Source organism: Microbacterium natoriense (genome assembly GCF_030816295.1).
Lineage (GTDB): Bacteria > Actinomycetota > Actinomycetes > Actinomycetales > Microbacteriaceae > Microbacterium > Microbacterium natoriense_A.
Genome location: NZ_JAUSXV010000001.1, coordinates 3,843,949 through 3,862,770, shown reverse-complemented (window position 1 = coordinate 3,862,770; position 18,822 = coordinate 3,843,949). Strand labels below are relative to the sequence as shown.

Annotated in this window: 22 protein-coding genes; 13 read left to right on the top strand and 9 right to left on the bottom strand. The window is 69.1% G+C overall.

All coding sequences use genetic code 11. The features are described from left to right. Positions 1-11: 11 nt before the first annotated feature. Complete coding sequence (locus QFZ53_RS18380; protein WP_307298799.1) at positions 12-950, top strand: phosphotransferase; 939 nt, start codon at positions 12-14, stop codon at positions 948-950. A 25-nt stretch (positions 951-975) separates the two neighbouring features. Here the strand turns inward: QFZ53_RS18380 and QFZ53_RS18375 are convergent, their stop codons facing one another. Then, entirely contained in the window at positions 976-1,629 is a 654-nt protein-coding gene (locus QFZ53_RS18375) for a response regulator (RefSeq protein WP_307298797.1), read from the bottom strand. A gap of 230 nt (positions 1,630-1,859) precedes the next feature. On the opposite strand from QFZ53_RS18375, the gene QFZ53_RS18370 reads away from it, so the two are divergent. The 3 genes from QFZ53_RS18370 (at position 1,860) to QFZ53_RS18360 (ending at position 4,589) form a co-directional block, all read left to right on the top strand. Further along, on the top strand, positions 1,860-3,002 hold the full coding sequence (locus QFZ53_RS18370; protein WP_307298794.1) for a sensor histidine kinase: 1,143 nt from the start codon (positions 1,860-1,862) through the stop codon (positions 3,000-3,002). Positions 3,003-3,372: 370 nt separating this feature from the next. Continuing rightward, the gene (locus tag QFZ53_RS18365; protein ID WP_307298793.1) at positions 3,373-3,501 is read left to right on the top strand and encodes a hypothetical protein; all 129 of its coding nucleotides are present in this window, start codon (positions 3,373-3,375) and stop codon (positions 3,499-3,501) included. 8 nt (positions 3,502-3,509) lie between these two features. Further along, positions 3,510-4,589, top strand: coding sequence for an alcohol dehydrogenase catalytic domain-containing protein (locus QFZ53_RS18360; protein ID WP_307298790.1), 1,080 nt, complete (start codon positions 3,510-3,512; stop codon positions 4,587-4,589). On the opposite strand, the gene QFZ53_RS18355 is transcribed toward QFZ53_RS18360, so the two are convergent. Both QFZ53_RS18355 and QFZ53_RS18350 read right to left on the bottom strand, forming a co-directional pair. Beyond that, a complete protein-coding gene (locus QFZ53_RS18355; RefSeq protein WP_307298788.1) occupies positions 4,475-5,080 on the bottom strand; it encodes a CinA family protein in 606 nt (201 codons plus the stop codon). The genes QFZ53_RS18360 and QFZ53_RS18355 overlap by 115 nt on opposite strands. Before the next feature lie 8 nt (positions 5,081-5,088). Next, positions 5,089-5,502: a CBS domain-containing protein gene (locus tag QFZ53_RS18350; protein ID WP_292904156.1), complete on the bottom strand. Its 414-nt coding sequence runs from the start codon at positions 5,500-5,502 to the stop codon at positions 5,089-5,091. Between the two features lie 275 nt (positions 5,503-5,777). Between QFZ53_RS18350 and QFZ53_RS18345 the strand changes: the two genes are divergently transcribed. Further along, positions 5,778-6,455 (top strand): DUF6766 family protein, encoded by a 678-nt coding sequence (locus QFZ53_RS18345; RefSeq protein WP_307299445.1) that lies wholly within the window; start codon positions 5,778-5,780, stop codon positions 6,453-6,455. Here QFZ53_RS18345 and QFZ53_RS18340 read toward each other — a convergent pair. Both QFZ53_RS18340 and QFZ53_RS18335 read right to left on the bottom strand, forming a co-directional pair. Continuing rightward, positions 6,428-6,991, bottom strand: a complete 564-nt coding sequence (locus QFZ53_RS18340; protein ID WP_307298784.1) for an FHA domain-containing protein — start codon at positions 6,989-6,991, stop codon at positions 6,428-6,430. The genes QFZ53_RS18345 and QFZ53_RS18340 overlap by 28 nt on opposite strands. Positions 6,992-7,061: 70 nt before the next feature. Next, complete coding sequence (locus QFZ53_RS18335; RefSeq protein WP_307299443.1) at positions 7,062-7,394, bottom strand: DUF7882 family protein; 333 nt, start codon at positions 7,392-7,394, stop codon at positions 7,062-7,064. A 78-nt stretch (positions 7,395-7,472) separates the two neighbouring features. Here QFZ53_RS18335 and QFZ53_RS18330 point away from each other — a divergent pair, with 78 nt between their 5' ends. The 5 genes from QFZ53_RS18330 (at position 7,473) to QFZ53_RS18310 (ending at position 12,464) form a co-directional block, all read left to right on the top strand. Next, entirely contained in the window at positions 7,473-7,820 is a 348-nt protein-coding gene (locus QFZ53_RS18330; RefSeq protein WP_292904150.1) for a DUF7882 family protein, read from the top strand. 112 nt (positions 7,821-7,932) lie between these two features. After that, positions 7,933-8,913, top strand: a complete 981-nt coding sequence (locus tag QFZ53_RS18325) for a TIGR03885 family FMN-dependent LLM class oxidoreductase (RefSeq protein ID WP_307298782.1) — start codon at positions 7,933-7,935, stop codon at positions 8,911-8,913. Continuing rightward, on the top strand, positions 8,910-10,550 hold the full coding sequence (locus tag QFZ53_RS18320) for an alpha-amylase family protein (RefSeq protein WP_307298780.1): 1,641 nt from the start codon (positions 8,910-8,912) through the stop codon (positions 10,548-10,550). The genes QFZ53_RS18325 and QFZ53_RS18320 overlap by 4 nt, the downstream gene beginning before the upstream one ends. A 93-nt stretch (positions 10,551-10,643) precedes the next feature. Next, a complete protein-coding gene (locus QFZ53_RS18315; RefSeq protein ID WP_307298779.1) occupies positions 10,644-11,528 on the top strand; it encodes an SDR family oxidoreductase in 885 nt (294 codons plus the stop codon). 165 nt (positions 11,529-11,693) lie between these two features. Beyond that, a complete protein-coding gene (locus tag QFZ53_RS18310; protein WP_307298778.1) occupies positions 11,694-12,464 on the top strand; it encodes an EamA family transporter in 771 nt (256 codons plus the stop codon). A 28-nt stretch (positions 12,465-12,492) separates the two neighbouring features. Here the strand turns inward: QFZ53_RS18310 and QFZ53_RS18305 are convergent, their stop codons facing one another. Both QFZ53_RS18305 and QFZ53_RS18300 read right to left on the bottom strand, forming a co-directional pair. Further along, positions 12,493-13,242, bottom strand: a complete 750-nt coding sequence (locus tag QFZ53_RS18305) for a YidC/Oxa1 family membrane protein insertase (protein WP_307298777.1) — start codon at positions 13,240-13,242, stop codon at positions 12,493-12,495. A 60-nt stretch (positions 13,243-13,302) separates the two neighbouring features. Continuing rightward, positions 13,303-13,575 (bottom strand): DUF6412 domain-containing protein, encoded by a 273-nt coding sequence (locus QFZ53_RS18300; protein ID WP_292904138.1) that lies wholly within the window; start codon positions 13,573-13,575, stop codon positions 13,303-13,305. 82 nt (positions 13,576-13,657) lie between these two features. Here QFZ53_RS18300 and QFZ53_RS18295 point away from each other — a divergent pair, with 82 nt between their 5' ends. After that, complete coding sequence (locus QFZ53_RS18295; protein ID WP_307298775.1) at positions 13,658-14,692, top strand: NAD(P)H-dependent flavin oxidoreductase; 1,035 nt, start codon at positions 13,658-13,660, stop codon at positions 14,690-14,692. Between the two features lie 22 nt (positions 14,693-14,714). Here QFZ53_RS18295 and purU read toward each other — a convergent pair whose 3' ends face one another. Then, entirely contained in the window at positions 14,715-15,566 is an 852-nt protein-coding gene (gene purU / locus QFZ53_RS18290) for a formyltetrahydrofolate deformylase (RefSeq protein WP_307298772.1), read from the bottom strand. Between the two features lie 75 nt (positions 15,567-15,641). Between purU and QFZ53_RS18285 the strand changes: the two genes are divergently transcribed. Both QFZ53_RS18285 and QFZ53_RS18280 read left to right on the top strand, forming a co-directional pair. Further along, a complete protein-coding gene (locus tag QFZ53_RS18285; protein ID WP_307298771.1) occupies positions 15,642-16,097 on the top strand; it encodes a glutaminase in 456 nt (151 codons plus the stop codon). 329 nt (positions 16,098-16,426) lie between these two features. Continuing rightward, positions 16,427-17,935, top strand: coding sequence for an HNH endonuclease signature motif containing protein (locus QFZ53_RS18280; RefSeq protein WP_307298769.1), 1,509 nt, complete (start codon positions 16,427-16,429; stop codon positions 17,933-17,935). Positions 17,936-18,074: 139 nt separating this feature from the next. On the opposite strand, the gene QFZ53_RS18275 is transcribed toward QFZ53_RS18280, so the two are convergent. Further along, positions 18,075-18,794, bottom strand: coding sequence for a glutamine amidotransferase-related protein (locus tag QFZ53_RS18275; protein ID WP_307298767.1), 720 nt, complete (start codon positions 18,792-18,794; stop codon positions 18,075-18,077). Positions 18,795-18,822: the final 28 nt, after the last annotated feature.

Below are 18,822 nucleotides of genomic sequence, written 5' to 3'. Positions count from 1 at the left end.
ACGGTGGGACGATGCATCAGGACGCGAAGACCCGAGCCGCTTGGGACGAACTGCCCTCCGGCCTGCATCTCGCGGTCGAGGACGTGCTGGGCGACGTCGTGATCGAGGCGAGCAGCCAGAGCGACGGCTTCTCACCGGGCAGCGCCGATCGTGTCCGCACCGCATCGGGTTCCCGCGCTTTCGTGAAGGCGGTGGACCGGCTCCGCCACAGCGGGACGTACGACCTCCATCGACGGGAACTCGCGGTGATGGAGCGGATAACGGCAGGTGTGAGCGCACCGCGACTGCTGGGGTCGTACGTCACCGACGAGTGGGTGGGCCTCGTGCTGGAGGACATCGAGGGAGCGCATCCCGGCGCCGCGGCTGACGGGCGCGACGTGGATGCCGTCCTCGATGCTCTGGCCGGCTTCCCTCGCAGCGCTGCCGGAGACCCCGCGGTTCTGCCGGACGCCGCCGCGGAGTTCGCCGGCGACGCCGAGGGGTGGCGCCGGCTCGAGGCCGAGGGCGTGATCGGTGAGCTGCCCGAATGGGTGCAGGGAGCATACGACCGCATCCTCGCGGCGGCGGATCGTGTCGCGGAGGCCACCGCGGGGGAGCACCTTCAGCACCTGGACTGCCGCGCCGACAACGTGATCCTCGACCGTGACGGCGTCGCCTGGATCATCGACTGGCCGTGGGCAGGCATCGGTGCGCGCTGGACCGACGGCGCCTGCTATCTCTTCGATGTGCGCATGCGAGGTGAGGCCATCGACGTCGAGGAGGTGTTGGGGCGGCATCCGCTCTTCGATGGCGTGGCGGATGCCGACATCGACTCGCTGATCGCGGCCCTGACGGGCGGGTACCTGTTCAAGTCTCGTCTGCCGGCGCCTCCCGGCATGCCGACGCTGCGCGAGTTCCAGCGGCAGGAGGCTCTGACCGGGATCGCGTGGCTGCAGGAGCGCTGGGCCTGACTCCGAACGCTGCGCCGTGGACGACTCAGCGGAAGTCGACGAGGCCCGCGTGGGCGGCGGTGACCAGGATCTGCACGCGGTCGCGCACCTGCCATTTCGACATGATTCGACCGAGGTGCGCTTTGACGGTGCCCTCGGAGACGATGAGGGACTGCGCGATCTCGGCGTTGGACATGCCTTGGGCGAGGCGTTCCAGCACCTCCGACTCGCGATCGGTGAGCACCTCGAGCTCGGCGCCGCCGCCGGCGGGCTCGGTGCTGCGGACATGTTTGACCAGCAGCGAGGCGATGCGAGGCGACAACGAGCTCGCGCCGCTGTGCACCTCGCGCACGCCGGTGACGATGCTCTCGGCGCTCGAGTCCTTGAGGAGGTAGCCGGAGGCACCAGCGCTCAGCATCGGCAGCACCGTGTCGCTGCCGTCGAGCGTCGTGACCGCGAGAACCCGCACCTCGGGCCAGCGCTCGGCGATCGCCGCGGTGGCCTCGATGCCGTTCATGCCCGGCATCTGCACGTCCATCATGACGACGTCGGGGCGGTCGTGCTCGATGAAGTCGATCGCCTCATATCCGTCCTCGGCCTGACCGATCACCGTGATCTCCGGATCGCGGGCGACGAAGTGCGAGAGGGCTGAGCGCACGAGAGGGTCATCATCGACGATGAGCACACGGATTTCGGGCATGAACGAAGCCTAACGGCGTTGGGCGACAGGTCCCGGGCATCTCTAGACCTTTGGCCAACAAGGTCTGGACAAGAGACAGATGTGCCCCGAGCAGCCAGCCGAGAAGATCAATAGATACCTGGACAAACGACCTGATATTGGAGGTGAATCGCATGTCCGTTTGGGAGCAGCTCGCACGCGCATTTGGTCTTTACCGCTAATCTACCTGGCTAATAGGGGATACTGAAGAGATGCCGCTTGGTCTTTCGACCCGGGACGACCCCGGCATCCTCCGCCTCGGGCGCGGAGAGAAGCCCAGCGCCCTCGAACGCATCGCGCTTCTCGCGATTATCGTCATCCTCCTGGCCCTCGATGTCATCAGCGCCTTCACGACGCCTGATCTCGCCGTCGTCCCCAAAGTGTTCAGCATCGCGACGACGGCGGTCTTCGCCGCCTACCTGTGGTCGCCGACTGTCGCCACGCTCCTGTTGGGAGTGGTACTCGCGCTGTCGTTCGCCGCAGACACGGCCGTCGCGGCTCTGCTGGCCACCGCTGTGGCTGCAGGCCTCGTGCTGCGGCTGGGGCGATTCGCCCTGATCCTCACCTACGCCGCCGGCTTCCTCGTCGCCGTCGCCATCGCCGCCTTCGTCGAGGTCGATGGTCCCGTCAACGTCGGCACCTACCTCGTGATCGCCACCGTCTCCGGAGCGGTGGGCTTCACCTTGAGAATCGCGTTCGCGCGCGGCCGGAAGCTCGAGCACGAACTCGCCGAGAGCGCGGAGCAGGAGCGTCAGGCGGTTCTCGCCGAGCGGCGATGGATCGCCGGCGAACTGCATGACAGCATCGCGCACCACCTCACCGTCGTGGCTTTGCACGTGCAGATGCTCGACGAGCCCGCGGCCAGCACCGAATCGCAGGAGGCGATCAGGGTCGCAGCGCGCAAAGCCATGGCCGATCTGCGCTTCGTCATCGAACTCGCCGACGACGGACCGCGTTCGTCCGGCATGCCGACCGGAGACCTCGGCGAGGCGATCGACGAAGCCGAGGGCGAGATCGACGCAGCCGGGCACCCGGTCGTGATCGACGGCGACCCTCGTGATGAGCGGATACCGCGCGTCGCCGAGATCGTGTTCGCCCGCATCGTCCGCGAGTCGGCGACCAACATCCTCAAGCATGCCGGGCCCGGGCCCGTCGAGATCCACATGGAGATCGACGACGATGCCGCCACGCTCACGATCCGGAGTCCTCTGCCCGCCACGCCGCGGCGAGACCTCCCGTCCAGCGGCACAGGTCTCACGCGGATGGCCGAGCGCGTCATCGGCGCGAGCGGCGAGTTCAGCGCGGGCGTCGTCGAAGACGCCTGGCAGGTGCGTGCCAGGCTACCGATGTCCTGATCACGAGCGAAAACGAGGACTAGACGAAAGTCCATATATGTCTCGCCGTATGGCTCTACGTGATGTCCCCCCATTCCTCGTAGTCTGGGATCTCCCCAGAAAAGCGTCCCCAGCGCTGCGATCGCGAGCGCGATCTTCTTAGGCTTCTGAACCACTGCGCTCGCGATCGCGTTTCTGTGTTCAGGGCTGTGTCGTCGCCCACGTCGCTTCGCGGCCGCTTCCGGCTGCCGCACGTTGCGCCTCGCTGCGCACACGAATCCACGGCAGCGGACGCGCACTGCACGATGCGCAGCAGGAACCTCGGGTGAACGGAGGCTGAACTCTTCCGGGTCGGGCGCGGTCGCGCCGCATTCCCTTGAGAGAGTCGTGGGTGATCCATCCCCACATCCTCGAAAGGACCGCGATGAAGCGCCGCGATCTCTCCGCCGCCACCGATGCCACCGCGCTGCGCGGCGTCCTCGCAGAGCGCGGACTGCGGCCCCTCGTCGCGACGGTCTGAGTGCGACGATGGGAACTCTGCTGGTCCGTCCGCCGGGGCACCGCCGTGATGTCGCTCTTCGCCCTGCCGCGACTGCGATGGTCTGGATCGGGGAGGGTCATCGTCACGAGATGATCGCGGTCCCTGGAGTCGCGCTCGGCGACCGCGACGTCCTCGTCGCGGTCGAGATGTCGACGATCTGCGACGCGGACGTCGACACGGTGCACGGGCGCCGCGCGACGCCCGTGCCGCTCGTGCTCGGCCACGAGAGCGTCGGGCGCGTGATCGCGATCGGCGATGCCGGTGCACTCGACGTCTCCGGCACTGCGCTGCGGATCGGGGACCGAGTGGTGTGGTCCGTCACGATCTCGTGCGGATCATGCGATCGATGCGCCGCAGGGCTCCCGCAGAAGTGCCGGACACTCGGCCGATACGGACACGATCGCATCGGCGGGCACGGCGACCTCACCGGCGCGTTCGGAAGTCACGTGCAGCTGCGATCGGGCACATCCATCGTGCGGGTGCCCGAGACCCTGCCCGCATCCGTCCTCGCACCCGCCGCGTGCGCGACCTCGACGGCCTGGGCGGCGCTCGCCCGGGCACGAGGCGACCTCGACGGCGCTGCGGTGCGGATCCATGGTGCCGGGCTCGTCGGCCTCTCCGCCGCGGCCATCGCGGCGGAGCTCGGAGCATCGGTCGAAGTGGTCGACCCGAATCCCGCCCGGCGGGCCCTCGCGGCCAGGTTCGGCGCCAGCAGTATCTCCCGCGATCCCGACATCGTCGTCGAGACATCGGGTTGCGCCGTGGCCGAAGCGATCGAGGGGGTGGCGGTCGGCGGCATGGTCGTGCTGGCAGGGAGCGCCCTCTCCGCCGAGCCTGTTCCGGTCCACCTCGAGAGCATCACTCGACGACTCGTCACGATCTGCGGTGTGGAAGGCTGCACCGGATCGGAGTTGGCCGAGGCGATCGCCTTCCTGTCGGGTCGGGGCCGTGCCTACCCCTTCGCCGAAGCGGTCGGCGAAGTGCGACCGCTGAGCGAGCTCGATGACGCGCTCGCTGCGGCATCCGCACCGGACGCTCCGCTGCGGATCGGACTCGTGCCGGGCTGAAGCCCCGCAGGTGCTCGAAGCGGGCCTGCAGGCCGCACCGCCTCCGCATGGAAGAGGAGCAGCCGCAGCGCGGCGTCCGACGCCTCGTCGATGACCTGCTCGGGTTCGCCCGTCAGGCTCAGCGCCCGGTGGCCGGTGCCGAGCGGAGTCGCCCAGCCGAGGTGAACCTCGCCAGGCGGGTGACCGCCCTCGGGACCCGGCCCGCCGACACCCGTCGTCGAGACGCAGACATCCGCATCGAAAAGAGCCAGCCCGCCCTCCGCGATCTGCTGCGCGCATGCGGCGGAGCAGGGATCCGTGCCCGGCGTCAGCCCGAGCAGCCGCTCCTTCACCTCGGTGAGATAGGCGACGATGCCGCCCGCGAACCACGAGGACGCATCCTCGCCCGCGCCCACGGTGGCGGCCAGCCGACCCGACGTGAGCGACTCGACCACGCAGACTCGCAGGCCCCGTTCCCGGGCGATCTCACTAAGGCGGCGCACCTCGTCCATCGCGGTGCTCAGCGGGAGATGCTCTCGACGGTCTTGCCCGTGGTCGCGGCAGAGAGCGAGAGGGCGATGTCCGCCTGGCTGACGATGCCCACGAGAAGACGATCCTGGATCACCGGCAGCCGCCGCACCTGGTGCTCCTGCATCAGGTCGAGCGCGACCCGCACGTCGTCATCGGCGGCGACGGTCACGGGCTTGCCCTGCGCCAGCGCGCCGGCTGCTGTCGTCTCCGGGTCCATCCCCATCGCGATGCCGCGCACCACGATGTCGCGGTCGGTGAGCATGCCCTTGAGCTTGCTGTCCTCGCCGCAGATCGGCAGGGCGCCGACATCGAGGTCGGCCATCACGGATGCGGCGATGCGGAGCGAATCGTTCACTCCGATGCAACGAGGGCTGGGCGTCATGATCTCGGCTGCGGTAGTCATCGGTCTTCCTTCTCGTGTCGTGTCAACGTTCCGTGTCGGCGACGATAGGCGCACCCGGAAGCCTCTGGAGGGGGATTGACAAACCGGAGGAGCGCCCGTCAAGCCCCTGGCGCGCCGTCACGAGCGCGATCAGGATGCCGGCACAGGGAAGGGAGGGCTTCGATGCCCGGAGAAGAGGAGACCGCGGGGATGCGGTGGACGTTCTGGAGCTGGATGACGATCATCGTCGCGGGGCTCGCCGCCATGATCCTCGTGCCGCTGAGCGGGAGGTGAGCATGCGCAGAGCGATCCGCGACAACGGACTGAGCCTGTTCTTCCTCGCGCTGTTCGTGCTGGCGCTGGTCGGGCAGTCCATCGCCGGCTTCTTCCGCAACAACTCCGAACTCGCAGACCACGGCATGGCCACGATCGGCTTCGGCGAGTTCGTGACGTCGTCGGGCTTCCTGGTCGACGTCGCAGAGAACTGGCAGTCCGAGTTCCTGCAGTTCTTCCTGTTCATCGCGGCGACGGTCTGGCTCGTGCAGCGCGGCTCGCCCGAGTCGAAGAAACCCGGGGACGGGGGGCCGGGAAGCGACGAGGATCAGCGGATCGGCGCGCACGCCCGCGGAGACTCCCCTCGCTGGGCGCGCCTCGGCGGCTGGCGCACGGTCGTGTACGGCAACTCCCTGCTGATCGTGATGGGCGCCGTGTTCGTCCTCTCGTGGCTCGCACAGTCGCTCGGTGGCGTCGTCGTGATGAACGAGGAGAACTCGATGCATGGCGCGCCCGCGATCACCTGGCTCGACTACGTGGTCTCGGCGGACTTCTGGGACCGCACCCTGCAGAACTGGCAGTCGGAGTTCCTCGCGGTCGGGACGATGGTGGCGTTCTCGATCTACCTTCGCCAGCGCGGCTCAGCGGAGTCGAAGCCGGTGGGGGTGCCGCATCACGTGTCAGCTCTGGAATCCGACTGACGGGCTGCGTCCGTGCCTGTCGCGGTGGTCGCGGTCTCATCGGTGCCCGCCTCGGCGGGCACGCGCTCATCGCCTGCGTACTCGGGGCGAGGAGGCTGCACGGGCTGATCCGAGTACTCGCCGCCCAGCCGACCCCCGAACGGGCGACCGTGATCCGCGAACTCCTCGCGGGCGAAGACGAGGGTCCACGGGCCCGTCGTGAATCGCGCTCCCGTGCGCAGCGTCTCGGTGCGGTCGCCTCCGTGGGTCGCCGCGACACCGGCGCTCGCGTTCATCTCGCCCTCGCCGTGGAGTTCGAGGACGTACTCGTCGCGATCGTCGTGCGTGATGGTCGCGTGCACCGGATCGGTGTCGGCGAGCTGCAGTTCGTTGCCCGCGGCCGAGCCGATGCGCACGACGTCCGCGTCCAACGCGAACTCGGTGCGCTCGTCATCGCGCGTGATGCGCAGGCGCGGAGAACCCGCGCCTCGTTCGGCGTGCGTGGTCGTGGGGGTGTACCCCTCATCGGGGCGATCGTCGATGTGTCGTTCGTCCATGGAACGCGGCCTCCTCGTGTCGGAGTGCCGAGCTTAGAGGGGAACGGATGCCTGGCCGAGGGGGTTGACTTCAGTTCCCCCGAGTGGCCGTCGTCTCGTCGGCGAGCAGGTCGGCGGCTGCGATCATGATGCCGCCGGTCGAGTTCGCGGAGTCGGCCATCGCAGTGATCCGCTCCTGCTGCAGAGGCGGCGGCGTCGGCTCGTCGAACACGAAGCGCAACGGGATCGAGGGATGCAGCCAGATCGTCGATCGACCGGCCCTCTCGCCGTCGGGATGGCGCCATGACAGCGTGAAGCTCTCGTTTCGACGCAGCTTCGCGGCGATGACCACCTTCAGATGGGCGAGCGCGAGGTCGTCGATCTGAACGGGTTCCTCGGAGTCGTCGTAATACAGCAGGCCCATACCGAATACGCTACGCATGGGGGGATGTTTTCGACAGTCCTCGTCGGACTGACACGCAAGCCAGAAGGAGCGCTCTCGATGGGCAAGTTCATCTACGAAGACGGAGTGAAGACGGAGATCGAGGACCGAGCGCTCACTCATCTTCAGCTCGTGATCACGGCCAAGCTGCGCCGCGGCGAACCGTTCCCGTTCAGCTGGCGCGAGGACGCCAGCGTCGGCGGCGGACGCACGACCGTGTGGATCCAGCCGGGCAGTGCCCTGGTCTTCAAGTACTTCGGCAGCCGCCAGCCCGCCATCAACCGCGCCTGGATCGAAGCCCTCGCGTTCACGGCGAACGCGCCCAGCGGGCTGTACCTCGTTCCGGAGCCCCCCGAGGCGGGCGAAACGCCTGGCACGGGTGAGACGCCGGTGACGCCGCCGCTCTGAGCCGCATCCGATCACCGCACAGGGCTGTCAACCCCCGTGCCAACGGCGCCCATCCCCGAGAGCATCGGGGGTGGGCGCCGGCTTCTTCCTGGCGCTCGGGAAGGAGCGTTCAGTGACTGTCATCGGTTATCACGCCTCGCACGAACAGGTGCCGCCCGGACGGCTTCTGGCGGCCGTTCGCCTGGCCGAGACCGCGGGTTTCGACGCGGCGATGTGCTCGGACCATCTCGCTCCCTGGACACGCAACCAGGGAGAATCCGGCTATGCATGGTCGTGGCTCGGAGCCGCCCTCGCCACGACCCGCTTCCCGATCGGGCTGGTCACGGCGCCGGGGCAGAGATATCACCCCGTCGTGGCCGCGCAGGCCATCGCGACGGTCGCGGAGATGTTCCCCGGGCGGTTCTGGGCGGCGCTCGGCAGCGGGGAGGCGCTGAACGAGCACGTGACGGGAGATCCCTGGCCCGACAAGGATGCGAGGGATCGGAGGCTACGGGAGTGCGTCCGCGTCATCCGCAGTCTGCTGGACGGCGAGCGGGTCAGCGCCCACGCCGAGGTGCGCGTGCACGAGGCGAGGGTGTGGAGCCGTCCGTCGACTCCGCCTCCTCTTCTGGCCGCGGCTGTCAGCCCTCACACGGCGAGCAGCGCGGCCGCATGGGCCGACGGGGTCATCACGGTGGGGACGGACGCCGCGGCGAGCAGCGAGACCTTCCAGGCGTACCGCCGAGCCGGCGGCCCCGGGCGAACGGTCCTGCAGGTGCACATCAGCCTCGAGGACACCCTCGACGAAGCCATGGCGACCGCGCGGGAGCAGTGGTCGCATTCCACCGCGCCCGCCGAGCTCATGTGGGATGTAGAGCAGCCGGAGGAGTTCGAGGCGCTGGCCGACCCGACCGACGAGAACCTGCGACGATCGGTCATCATCACCGCCTCGACCCAGGAGCTCGCCGAACGGATCGCCGAGCTCGCGCGCGGCGTCGACGAGGTCTACCTGCACCACGTGGGTCGCGCGCAGTCTCCGTTCCTGCACCGGTGTGGGGCGGAGCTGCTGCCGGCCCTGCGGGGACTGCTGGGCACCGAGACGAGCCAGCGATGAGGCCGGCGGACACCAGCGATCTCTGGTGGCGCACCGCTGTGGTCTACTGCCTCGACATCGAGACCTACCAGGACTCCGACGGAGACGGTGTCGGAGACCTCGAAGGGCTCGCGAACCGGATCGACTATCTGGCGGATCTCGGCGTCACCTGCCTGTGGCTGATGCCGTTCCAGCCGACACGCGACCGTGACGACGGGTACGACATCACCGACTTCTACGGGGTCGATCCCCGGTTGGGCGATCTCGGGCACGTGGTCGAGCTGCTGCGGATCGCGCGTGGCCGCGGGCTGCGGGTGATCGTCGATCTCGTCGTGAACCACACATCCGACCGGCATCCGTGGTTCGTCGCTGCGCGACGCTCTCGCACCTCGCCCTACCGGGACTACTACGTGTGGCGGGACCAGCCGACACGCGGGCCGAAGAACCTCGTGTTCCCCGGCGAGGAGAACAGCGTGTGGGAGAAGGACGAGCGCAGCGGTCAGTACTACCTCCACAGCTTCTACCGGCACCAGCCCGACCTGAATCTCGCGAACCCCGCTGTGCGTGCCGAGATCGCGCGGATCGTCGGGTTCTGGCTGGAGCTCGGGGTCGACGGGTTCCGCATCGACGCTGTGCCGTTCCTCATCCAGCAGCCCGGCGGGCCCCAGACCGCTGACCCGCACGACTTCCTTCGAGAGCTGCACCGCTTCATCACCCGTCGTCGCGGCGACGCCGCGTTGCTCGGAGAAGTGAATCTCCCGCATCAGCAGCAGCTGGAGTACTTCGGCGCGAAGGGCGCGGAACTCGATCTGCAGTTCGACTTCGCGACCATGCAGGCGTGTTTCCTCGCCTTCGTGAGGCACGACGCCGGCCCGGTCGCGGCGGCGCTGCGCGCGCGACCGGAGATCGATGTGAGCCAGGGATGGGCGATGTTCCTCCGCAACCACGATGAGCTGACGCTCGATCAGCTGAGCGAGGAGGAGCGGCAGGAGGTGTTCGAGGAACTGGCGCCTGACGAGCGGCAACGCGTCTACGGGCGCGGGATCGTGCGCCGCCTCGCCCCGATGCTGCGCGGCGATCCTCGCCGACTGCGAATGGCGTACAGCCTGATGTTCGCGCTGCCGGGAACCCCCGCGCTCTTCTACGGGGAGGAGATCGGGATGGGCGAGGTGCCGGGTCTGGGCGACCGGATGGCGGTCCGCGCGCCCATGCAGTGGCTGCCCGACCGCACAGGCGGCTTCTCGACGGCGCCGGTCTCTCGGCAGCGGAGGGAACTGGCGAAGAGCGGCTACGGGCCGGAGCACGTGAACGTGCACGAGCAGCAGCGCGACCCCGATTCTCTGCTGTCCTTCCTGCGGATGCTCATCACCCGCTACCGCGAGGCTCCGGAGATCGCCTGGGGTTCGGTCGCCGTGCTCGACACGCAGGATCCCGCGGTTCTGGCCCACACGTTGAGCGCCGAGGGAGTCGTCTTCCTCGCGCTGCACAACTTCGGCGACGAACCGCGGCGAGTCGTGCTCTCGGCGGGAGACGTCGGCGGAAGCCCGCTCCACGAGCTGGTCTCGTCGAGCCCTGCGGTCGTTGCCGAGAACGGGCGGTTCGTGTTCGATCTGGAGGCCTACGGCTTCCGCTGGCTGAGAGCGGTGGATGCCGGATAGCAGTGGCGGGCGCTGTGCCGTGTCAACCCCCTGGAACGGCTGAGGCGCAGATCACAGGCTGGAGACTCCGCAGACGACTGAGGAGGAGATTCGATGAGCGACGCCACCAACGACCCCCGCCACGCACACCGCGAGGAGGGATTCCCTCCGCAGCACCAGGACCAGCCGGGTCACACGGACGAGACCATCCCTCGGCCGGACCACGGTGAGAAGAGCTACGTGGGCCACGGGCGCCTCGAGGGCCGGCGAGCGCTCATCACGGGAGGCGACTCCGGCATCGGCCGGGCGGCGGCGATCGCCTTCGCCCGTGAGGGCGCGGACGTCGCGATCGTGCATCTGCCCGAGGAACAGGCGGATGCCGACGAGACGGTCGCCCTGATCCGAGAGGCCGGCCGCAATGGCGTGAGCCTCGCGGGAGACATCCGCGACGAGTCCTTCGCCGCGGACATCGTCTTCGAGACGCGGAAGGCGCTCGGAGGACTCGACGTCCTGGTTCTCAATGCCGGCTATCAGCATGACATCGACGGCATCGAGAACCTGCGCACCGAGCGGATGCGCCGGGTCTTCGACACCAACCTCGTCTCGCAGCTGTTCACGACGCGAGCGGCGCTGCCCGATCTGGAGCCGGGTGCGAGCATCATCGTGACCGCATCCATCCAGGCCTTCCACCCCTCACCCGGTCTGCTCGACTACGCCATGACCAAGGCGGCTCAGGTGGCGTTCGTGAAGGCGCTCGCCGAGGAGGCCGGCCCGCGGGGCGTGCGGGTGAACGCCGTGGCCCCCGGGCCGATCTGGACGCCGCTGATCCCCGCGACCGGGTGGGATGCCGAGCGGCTGAAGTCCTTCGGGGCCGACACGCCGCTGGGCAGAGCGGGCCAGCCGGCCGAGCTCGCCGGCGCGTACGTGTATCTGGCCTCGGCCGAGTCGTCCTATGTCTCGGGTTCGGTGCTCGCCGTGACAGGGGGCAAGCCGCTCTGACCGCAGCGCGCCCCTAGGCTGGAGAGGTGCAGCCGCCGACGTCGTCCCGCCCCTTCGTGGGTGTGGCCCTCGTCGTCGGCTCGTGCCTCTCTCTGCCGTTCGGCGCCGCGGTCGCCGCGCAACTGTTCCCCGTGCTGGGGGCCCTGGGGCGTCACGTCTTTGCGCGTGGCGATCGCGGCGCTCCTCCTGCTCGTCATCGTGCGACCGCGACCGCGGCGATGGACCCGTCAGCAGTGGCTGGCGGCGGTGCTGTTCGGCGTCTCGCTCGCCGCCATGAACGGATTCTTCTACGCCGCGATCGACCGCATCCCGCTCGGGCCCGCGGTGGCCATCGAGTTCCTCGGGCCGCTCGTGCTCGCCGCCGTGCTGACGCGGCGGGTGGCGGATGCGATCTGGGTGGGAGTGGCTCTCCTCGGCATGGCTCTGCTGGGTGTGGACGGCATGATCGGCGCCGAGCCGCTCGATCCCCTCGGGCTGCTGTTCATCTTCGTCGCGGCCGGATTCTGGATCATGTACATCCGGATGAGCGCGCGCGTGGGTTCGCTCATCCCGGGGCACGGCGGCCTGTCCATCGGGCTGCTGGTCGCCGCGGTTCTTCTGCTTCCCGTCGGAGTACCGGCATCCGTCACCGTGGCCGGCGCGCCTGACCTGCTGCTGCTCGCCTCCATCACCGCCGTGCTGTCGTCCGTCATCCCGTACACGTTCGAACTCGCCGCGCTCCGGCGGCTGCCGCAACGGGTGTTCGGTGTGCTGCTGAGCCTGGAACCCGCCTTCGCGACGCTGGCGGGCTGGATGATCCTGGGACAGGACGCGACGGTGCTGCGGATGTTGGCGGTCGCCCTGGTGATCGCTGCGAGCGTGGGCACGACTCTCGGCGTGCGAAGGGACCGTCGCTCCGACGGCCCCTTCACCGCTCCGATCCCGTTGCCCGACTGAACCGGTCCGGTGCGGGCAGCAGCACGCGTCAGGCCGCGACCGGCACGGGCATCGGGTAGCGCCGGCGGAGCACGACGCGCTGCACGAGAGTCCACGCAACCGTGACCGTGAGGTAGAGCGCTGCGGCGAGCGGGACGAAGACCGCGAACACCGCCGTCAGGTAGTGCAGAGCGCTCATCACGCGCAGCATCCCCGGCGACGACATCGGGGAGTCGTCTACGGGAGCGGGTCGGAACACCCGCCTCGTGATGTCGGCGACCACGATCATGATCACGATGAGCGCGCCAGTGACGAGCAGTGTGGCTCCCGAGAACGGCCCGGCCGTCAGCATGTGGACGAGGCTCGTGCCGAGCGGTGCGCCGAACAGGTCGTGCGTGAGCAGCTCGTTCGGATGCCCGGCGATCTCAGGGCGGATGAACAGCGTGTACAGGATGCCGACGACCGGCGCCTGCGCGAGCACCGGGAGCATCCCGGCGAAGGGCGAGGTGTTCTCGCGGCGATACAGGTCGAGCATCGCGGCCTGCAGCTTCTCGGGGTTCTTCTTGTGCTTCTGCTGCAGCGCGCGCAGCTGGGGCGCGAGCCGGGCTCTTGTCTGCTCGGCTTTCGCCTGCGAGATGCCCACCGGGATCAGCAGGGCCCGAACGAGCAGAGTCACCAGCACGACGGCCAGGGCGGCGGATGCTGTGCTCAGGGGATCAAGGAGGTCGGAGAGGCCGGCGAGGCCGCGGTAGGCGGCGTCGAGCAGCCAGTTCAGGGGAGGGAAGGCGAAGATGTCCACAACGTTGTCCTTTTCATGAGTCGGGAGGGTCGGCGAAGACCGCGCACTCCCGATCAGGGACTACGCGGGTACGGCGACTCCCGGCGCACGAGGACGCGGGTGGCCCGCGGCATCCGGATCGCTCTGGTCGAGTCGGGTTCCGGCGCTGATGGCGCGATGCGGATGCGGTCTGCCCGCGGTCCGCAGCGGCAGCAGCGTGAGCGTCACGGCGATCGTGAGAACGGTGACGGCGACGAGGGCGATCGCGAGCCCGAGGGCTGCGGCATCGGGGATCTGGACGAGTCCGAGCGCGGCCGCGACGAAGCCCAGCATCTCGCCGAACCACTCGCTCATGCGCGCACCCCTTTCGGAAGCGACGCTATCACCCCCGTCATCGTCGATCCTTCCCGTGCGCTGCAGGCGTAACGTCGGATTCATGAGCTTCTTCGACCTCGAGCATCCGATCGTCCTCGGCCCCTTCGGCGGGATGTCGTCCGTCGCCCTGACTGCGGCGGTGAGCGAAGCAGGAGGCCTCGGGTCGTACGGCCTGTACGGCTACGACGGTGACCGCATCCGCTCGACCATCGCCGCGATCCGGGCCGCGACCTCGAAGCCGTTCGCGGTGAACGTCTGGCTGCCCAGGGGCGACGAGGTCGCGCCGAACCCGCAGCACGCCGTCTTCGCCCAGGCGCTCGAGCCGTTCTACTCCGCGGTCGGAGTGGACGTCCCCCAGCGACCGGAGCAGTACCTGCCGTCTCTCGATGAGCAGACCGAAGCGATTCTCGAGGCGGCACCGGCAGTGCTCAGCGTCGTGTTCGGCGTGCCCTCGGAGTCGCTGGTGGAGGAGGCGCACGGCCGCGGCATCCGCGTCGTGGGTACCGCGACCACGGTCGCCGAGGCCGTCGCGCTGTCGAATGCCGGCGTCGACGCGATCGTCGCGACCGGCGCCGAGGCGGGAGGCCATCGTGTGTCGTTCCTGAAGCCGGCCGAGGACTCGCTGGTCGGTCTGTTCGCCCTGCTGCCCCAGGCCGTGGACGCCGTGGACGTTCCGGTGATCGCGGCGGGCGGCATCTCGGATCGGCGCGGTGTGGCCGCAGCGTTCGCTCTGGGGGCCGCCGGAGTGCAGGTGGGCACGGCGTTCCTCGCGACGGCGGAATCGGCCGCTTCGGAAGGGCACCGAGCCGCGATCGGCTCGACCGCAGCTGATGAGACGGTGCTGACGACGGCCATGAGCGGACGCCTCGCGAGAGGAGCCCGCAACCGCGCCGTGCGAGCGATCGAGGCGAGCGGCACGATCGCGCCCTTCCCGATGCAGAACTGGCTCACCGGCCGCTTCCGTGCTGCGGCCGGCGAGCAGAATCTCGGCGAGCTGCAGTCGCTGTGGATGGGGCAGGCCGCACCCCTCGCACGGTACGCATCAGCGCGAGAGGCCTTCGAAGAGCTGGTGGCCGGGGTTCCGGACGGGCGGTGATCCGCGCCGGCATCCGGGTGGGCTACAGGATGACGGTGGACTTCCCATGCACGATCACGCGGTCCTCGGCGTGCCACTGCACGGCGCGGGCGAGCACCAGGCGCTCGACGTCAGCCCCACGACGCTGCAGCTCGGCGGCGGACTCGGAATGCGTGACGCGCGTCACGTCCTGCTCGATGATCGGTCCCTCGTCGAGGTCGGCCGTCGCGTAGTGCGCGGTCGCGCCGATCAGCTTGACGCCGCGCTCCTTCGCGCGCGCATAGGGATTCGCCCCGATGAACGCCGGCAGGAAAGAATGGTGGATGTTGATCACGGGTGCGCCGAGGCCGACGATGAAGTCGTCGGTGAGGATCTGCATGTACCTCGCGAGGACCACGAGATCGACATTGCCTCGAAGGAGCTCGAGCTGCCGCTGCTCCATGGCCTGCTTGTCGCCGGAGGGGATGTGCACGAACGGGACTCCGAAGGAACGGACGGCCTCGGCGAGATCCGGATGGTTCGACACGACCATCGTGATGTCGATGTCGAGCTGGCCGCGCTGCGTGCGCCACAGCAGCTCCATCAGGCAGTGGTCGTACTTCGACACGAAGATCGCGACCCGCTTGCGGCGGGCCGTGTCGTGCAGCGACCACTCCATGCCGAAGCGCTCGGCGACCTTCTCGAGATCGGCCTCGAGTGCGGGGCGGGCGGCCGACAGGCCGGGCAGATGGATGACCGTGCGCTGGAAGAACCGGCCGCCTTCGGAGTCGGTGGAGTGCTGGTCGAGGGAGATGATGTTCGCCCCGTGCTCAGAGAGCACGCCGGCCACGGCGGCGACGATGCCTGGCTGGTCGTCGCAGGCGATGAGCAGACGGGCGGTATCAGGCTGAGACATGAGGGCTCCTCGAGGGTGTGCATCGATTCTGCCGTGGATGCCGGTGCCGGGCGAATCGGCTCCTAACCTGGAGTCGTGGACACTGCCGCACGACTTCTCGACGATGCCCGATCGGCTCTCGCCGGAGTTCCGAAAGAGGGGCTCGGCGAAGAGCGGAGCTCGCGGTGGCGTGGGCATCGCATCGTGCGCGTCGGCGAGGCCTGGCACCTCGGCGTGCTGCTGCTCACCGACACTCACGCGCTCGCCACGGCCGAGGTGCTGCGCGCCGCGGAGCCCGGGCGGAGAGGGTACACGGCCGAGTCGGCGCGCGACCGGGCAGAGCGTCGGGCGCTGGCCCTGCGCGGCGGCTTCCGCGAAGGGGAGATCGCACACGTCGGCTGGAGCGTGATCGACGTGGAGGCAGTGGATGCCGGCGGCTCTTCAGGGCCGCTCTCCCTGATCGACGGAGTGCCCTCGGTGCGCTGGAGCGCGGCGGGCGGGTTCGTGCCCCTGGGCGGGTATCTGCGGGAGCGGGTGGAACTGCTCGGCTGATTCGGCGCCGGCGCCGCGCGTGTTTCCGGTCGTTGAGCGAGCGGAGCGAGACGAGGCGTGCCTCTGTCACCGGTCGTTGAGCGAGGAGCGCAGCGACGAGACGAAACGTCGTGAGATTCACGGCAGGTTGGTGACCGATCCGGGGTCCCCCCAGGTGCCCGTTCCGGTCGCGTTTGGTGCAGTTTGCGGTCGGTTTCGGCGGCATGAACAGCGACCGGAGTGCGGTGTTGATGTCGCTCGGCAGGGGCGTCGGTGAAAGGGTGGGAAAAGTTCTCTGATCAGGCTCATTCAGGGGTCGGAATGTCGGTGGCCCTGTTCATACTGAAGGTATGAACAGCACGGTTTCCGCTCTCGCCCGGGTCGCGACCGACCTGCGTGCGGTGCTGTCCGACGATGCCCTCGCGGGCCTGTCGGATGCGGAGCGGGCCGAGGCGTTGCGGGGTGCCGGTGAGGTGTCGCGGCTGGTCGATGCGGTCGTGGTGGAGGCGGTGGCGTCGGCGGAGGTGGAGTTCGGTCATCGGTTCGGATGCCGGGGCATGAACGAGCTGCTGCAGCGAGCGCTGCTGACCGATGCACCGTCGGCGTCGAAGTTCACGCGCGCGGCGGGCCTGGTGGCGCGGGACGTGAACCTGGTGTCGGGGGAGCGGTTGCCCGCTCGATGGCCGGCGCTGCGGGACGCGCTGCTGGACGGGGCGGTCGGCATCCCTGGGTTGCTGGCCGCGACCGCGCCGATCGAGTACGCCCGCGCCCGCATCGGGACCGACGAACGCCTTTGGGTGGATGAGGTCCTCGCTGGGCACGCCCGCGGACTCCGCGACACCGAGGCGACCGACGGGGCCGCACAAGAACTCGAAGAGGATGCCGCGGGTGACACGGATCCCTCCGTGGAGGCGGATGCGGACACCGCTGCGGGTGGGAAGCAGCCTGGTCCTCCGGCCACCGCGGATGATCTGCGGCACCTCGCGTCGACGCTGGCGATGATTCTGGATCCGGATGGGGCGGAGCCCACGGACCGCGACGCGCAGCAGGGGCGGTTTCTGAACCTCGGGCGGTTGCAGAAGGGCGCGCATCGCCTCGTCGGGAACATCACCCCGGAGGTGGCGGCGCAGCTGCAGCAGATCTTCGACGCGTTCAACAACCCGAAAGTCGGCGGCGCTCCCGCCCCCGGCGTCGCGTTCACCGAGACCGCGGGAGACGACGAGGTCGACGAGTTCAATGTGGATCCGCGGAATGTGATCGATCCGCGCACGCCCGGCCAGAAGCGTCATGACGCTCTTGCGGCGGCGTTGGGGATCGCGGCGCGGCATGAGGAGATGCCGTCGCTGGGTGGCGCGGCGCCGACGCTGGTGGTGCATGTGGACGCGAAGGATCTTGCCGCGGGTACGGGGTGGGCGACGCTTCCGGGGAACGGGGCGCCGGTGCCGCTGTCGGTGGCCGCGCACACCGCGTGCACCGGGGCGGTCCAGCGGGTGCTGTTCGACGAGGGCCGGATCGTCGGCATCACCACGACGGATCGGATCTTCAACGCGCATCAGCGGCGGGCGATCGTCGCTCGGGACCGGGAATGTCTCATCCCCGGATGCCACGTCCCCGCCTCATGGTGCGAAATCCACCACGTCACCGAACACGCCCGCGGCGGCCCCACGCACACCGACAACGGGGTCCCGTTGTGCTGGTGGCACCACAGGTCCCTCGATCATTCCGGGTGGGAGATCCGCATGAACGACGGCATCCCCCAGATCCGCGGTCCCGCCTGGTGGGACCCTGCTCAGCGATGGCGCACCCCACGACACTCCACCCCAGCGAAGCCGGCCCGGCGCACAGTGCTGCGTACCTGACCGCATGACTGACTGACGACGAACAGACGAAGGACGCGTTTCGTCTCGCTGCGCTCGCTCAACGACCGGTGTGAAGGTTTGGCGGTGCGTTTCGCTGCGCTCGCTCAACGACCGGCAGCCGTGAGCGATACCGGTCGCGTCAGGCGGCGAACTGCTCGGCGAACCGGCGCAGGAGGGCGGCACCCTCGGTGACGGATGCCGAGAGCACCTGGCCCTGCACGAGGTCGAACTCCTCAGGGTCGAAGTATCCGGTCGTGCGGTAGAAGGTCATCCGGTCGGCGAAATCGCGCGGGGTGGGCTCGGGATGGAACTGCGCGGCGTACAGATGCGTTCCGACGCGGTACGCCTGCACCGGGCAGACCTCGTTCGTGGCGAGCAGCACGGCGCCGTCAGGTACCGCGACCGCGCTCTCCTTATGGGCGGTGAACACGGTGAGCGCCGGGGCACTCGGGCCGAACACCGGATCGGCGTCGCCCTCGGCCGTGGTCTCGATGACTGTCGCGCTCGCCGACTCGGGAGTGTCGTTCGCGACCTCTCCACCCAGCATCCGCGTCAGGACTCCGATGCTGAAGCACGTGAAGAACGCGGCGATCCTCGCATCGATCGCCGCGCCGGCGATGCGCTCGAGATCGGCCTCGACGCGCAGCTGCGCGGACGATTTCGACGGGTCGCTCACGTTGAACGGCGAGCCGCCCACCACGACTCCGCGATACCGCTCGAGCCGGTCGAGGTCGAGCCTCTCGTCGAGCAGATCGAGCCTGTCGACGACGTCTGCGCCGAGCGCCCTCCGGAACGAGGCGTGCTCGGCATCCGCCGCCCCGATCTCGGGTCGCACGCAGACGTAGAGAAGCGAAGCCACTCGGAGATTCTACTGAGCGCGGCGCGTG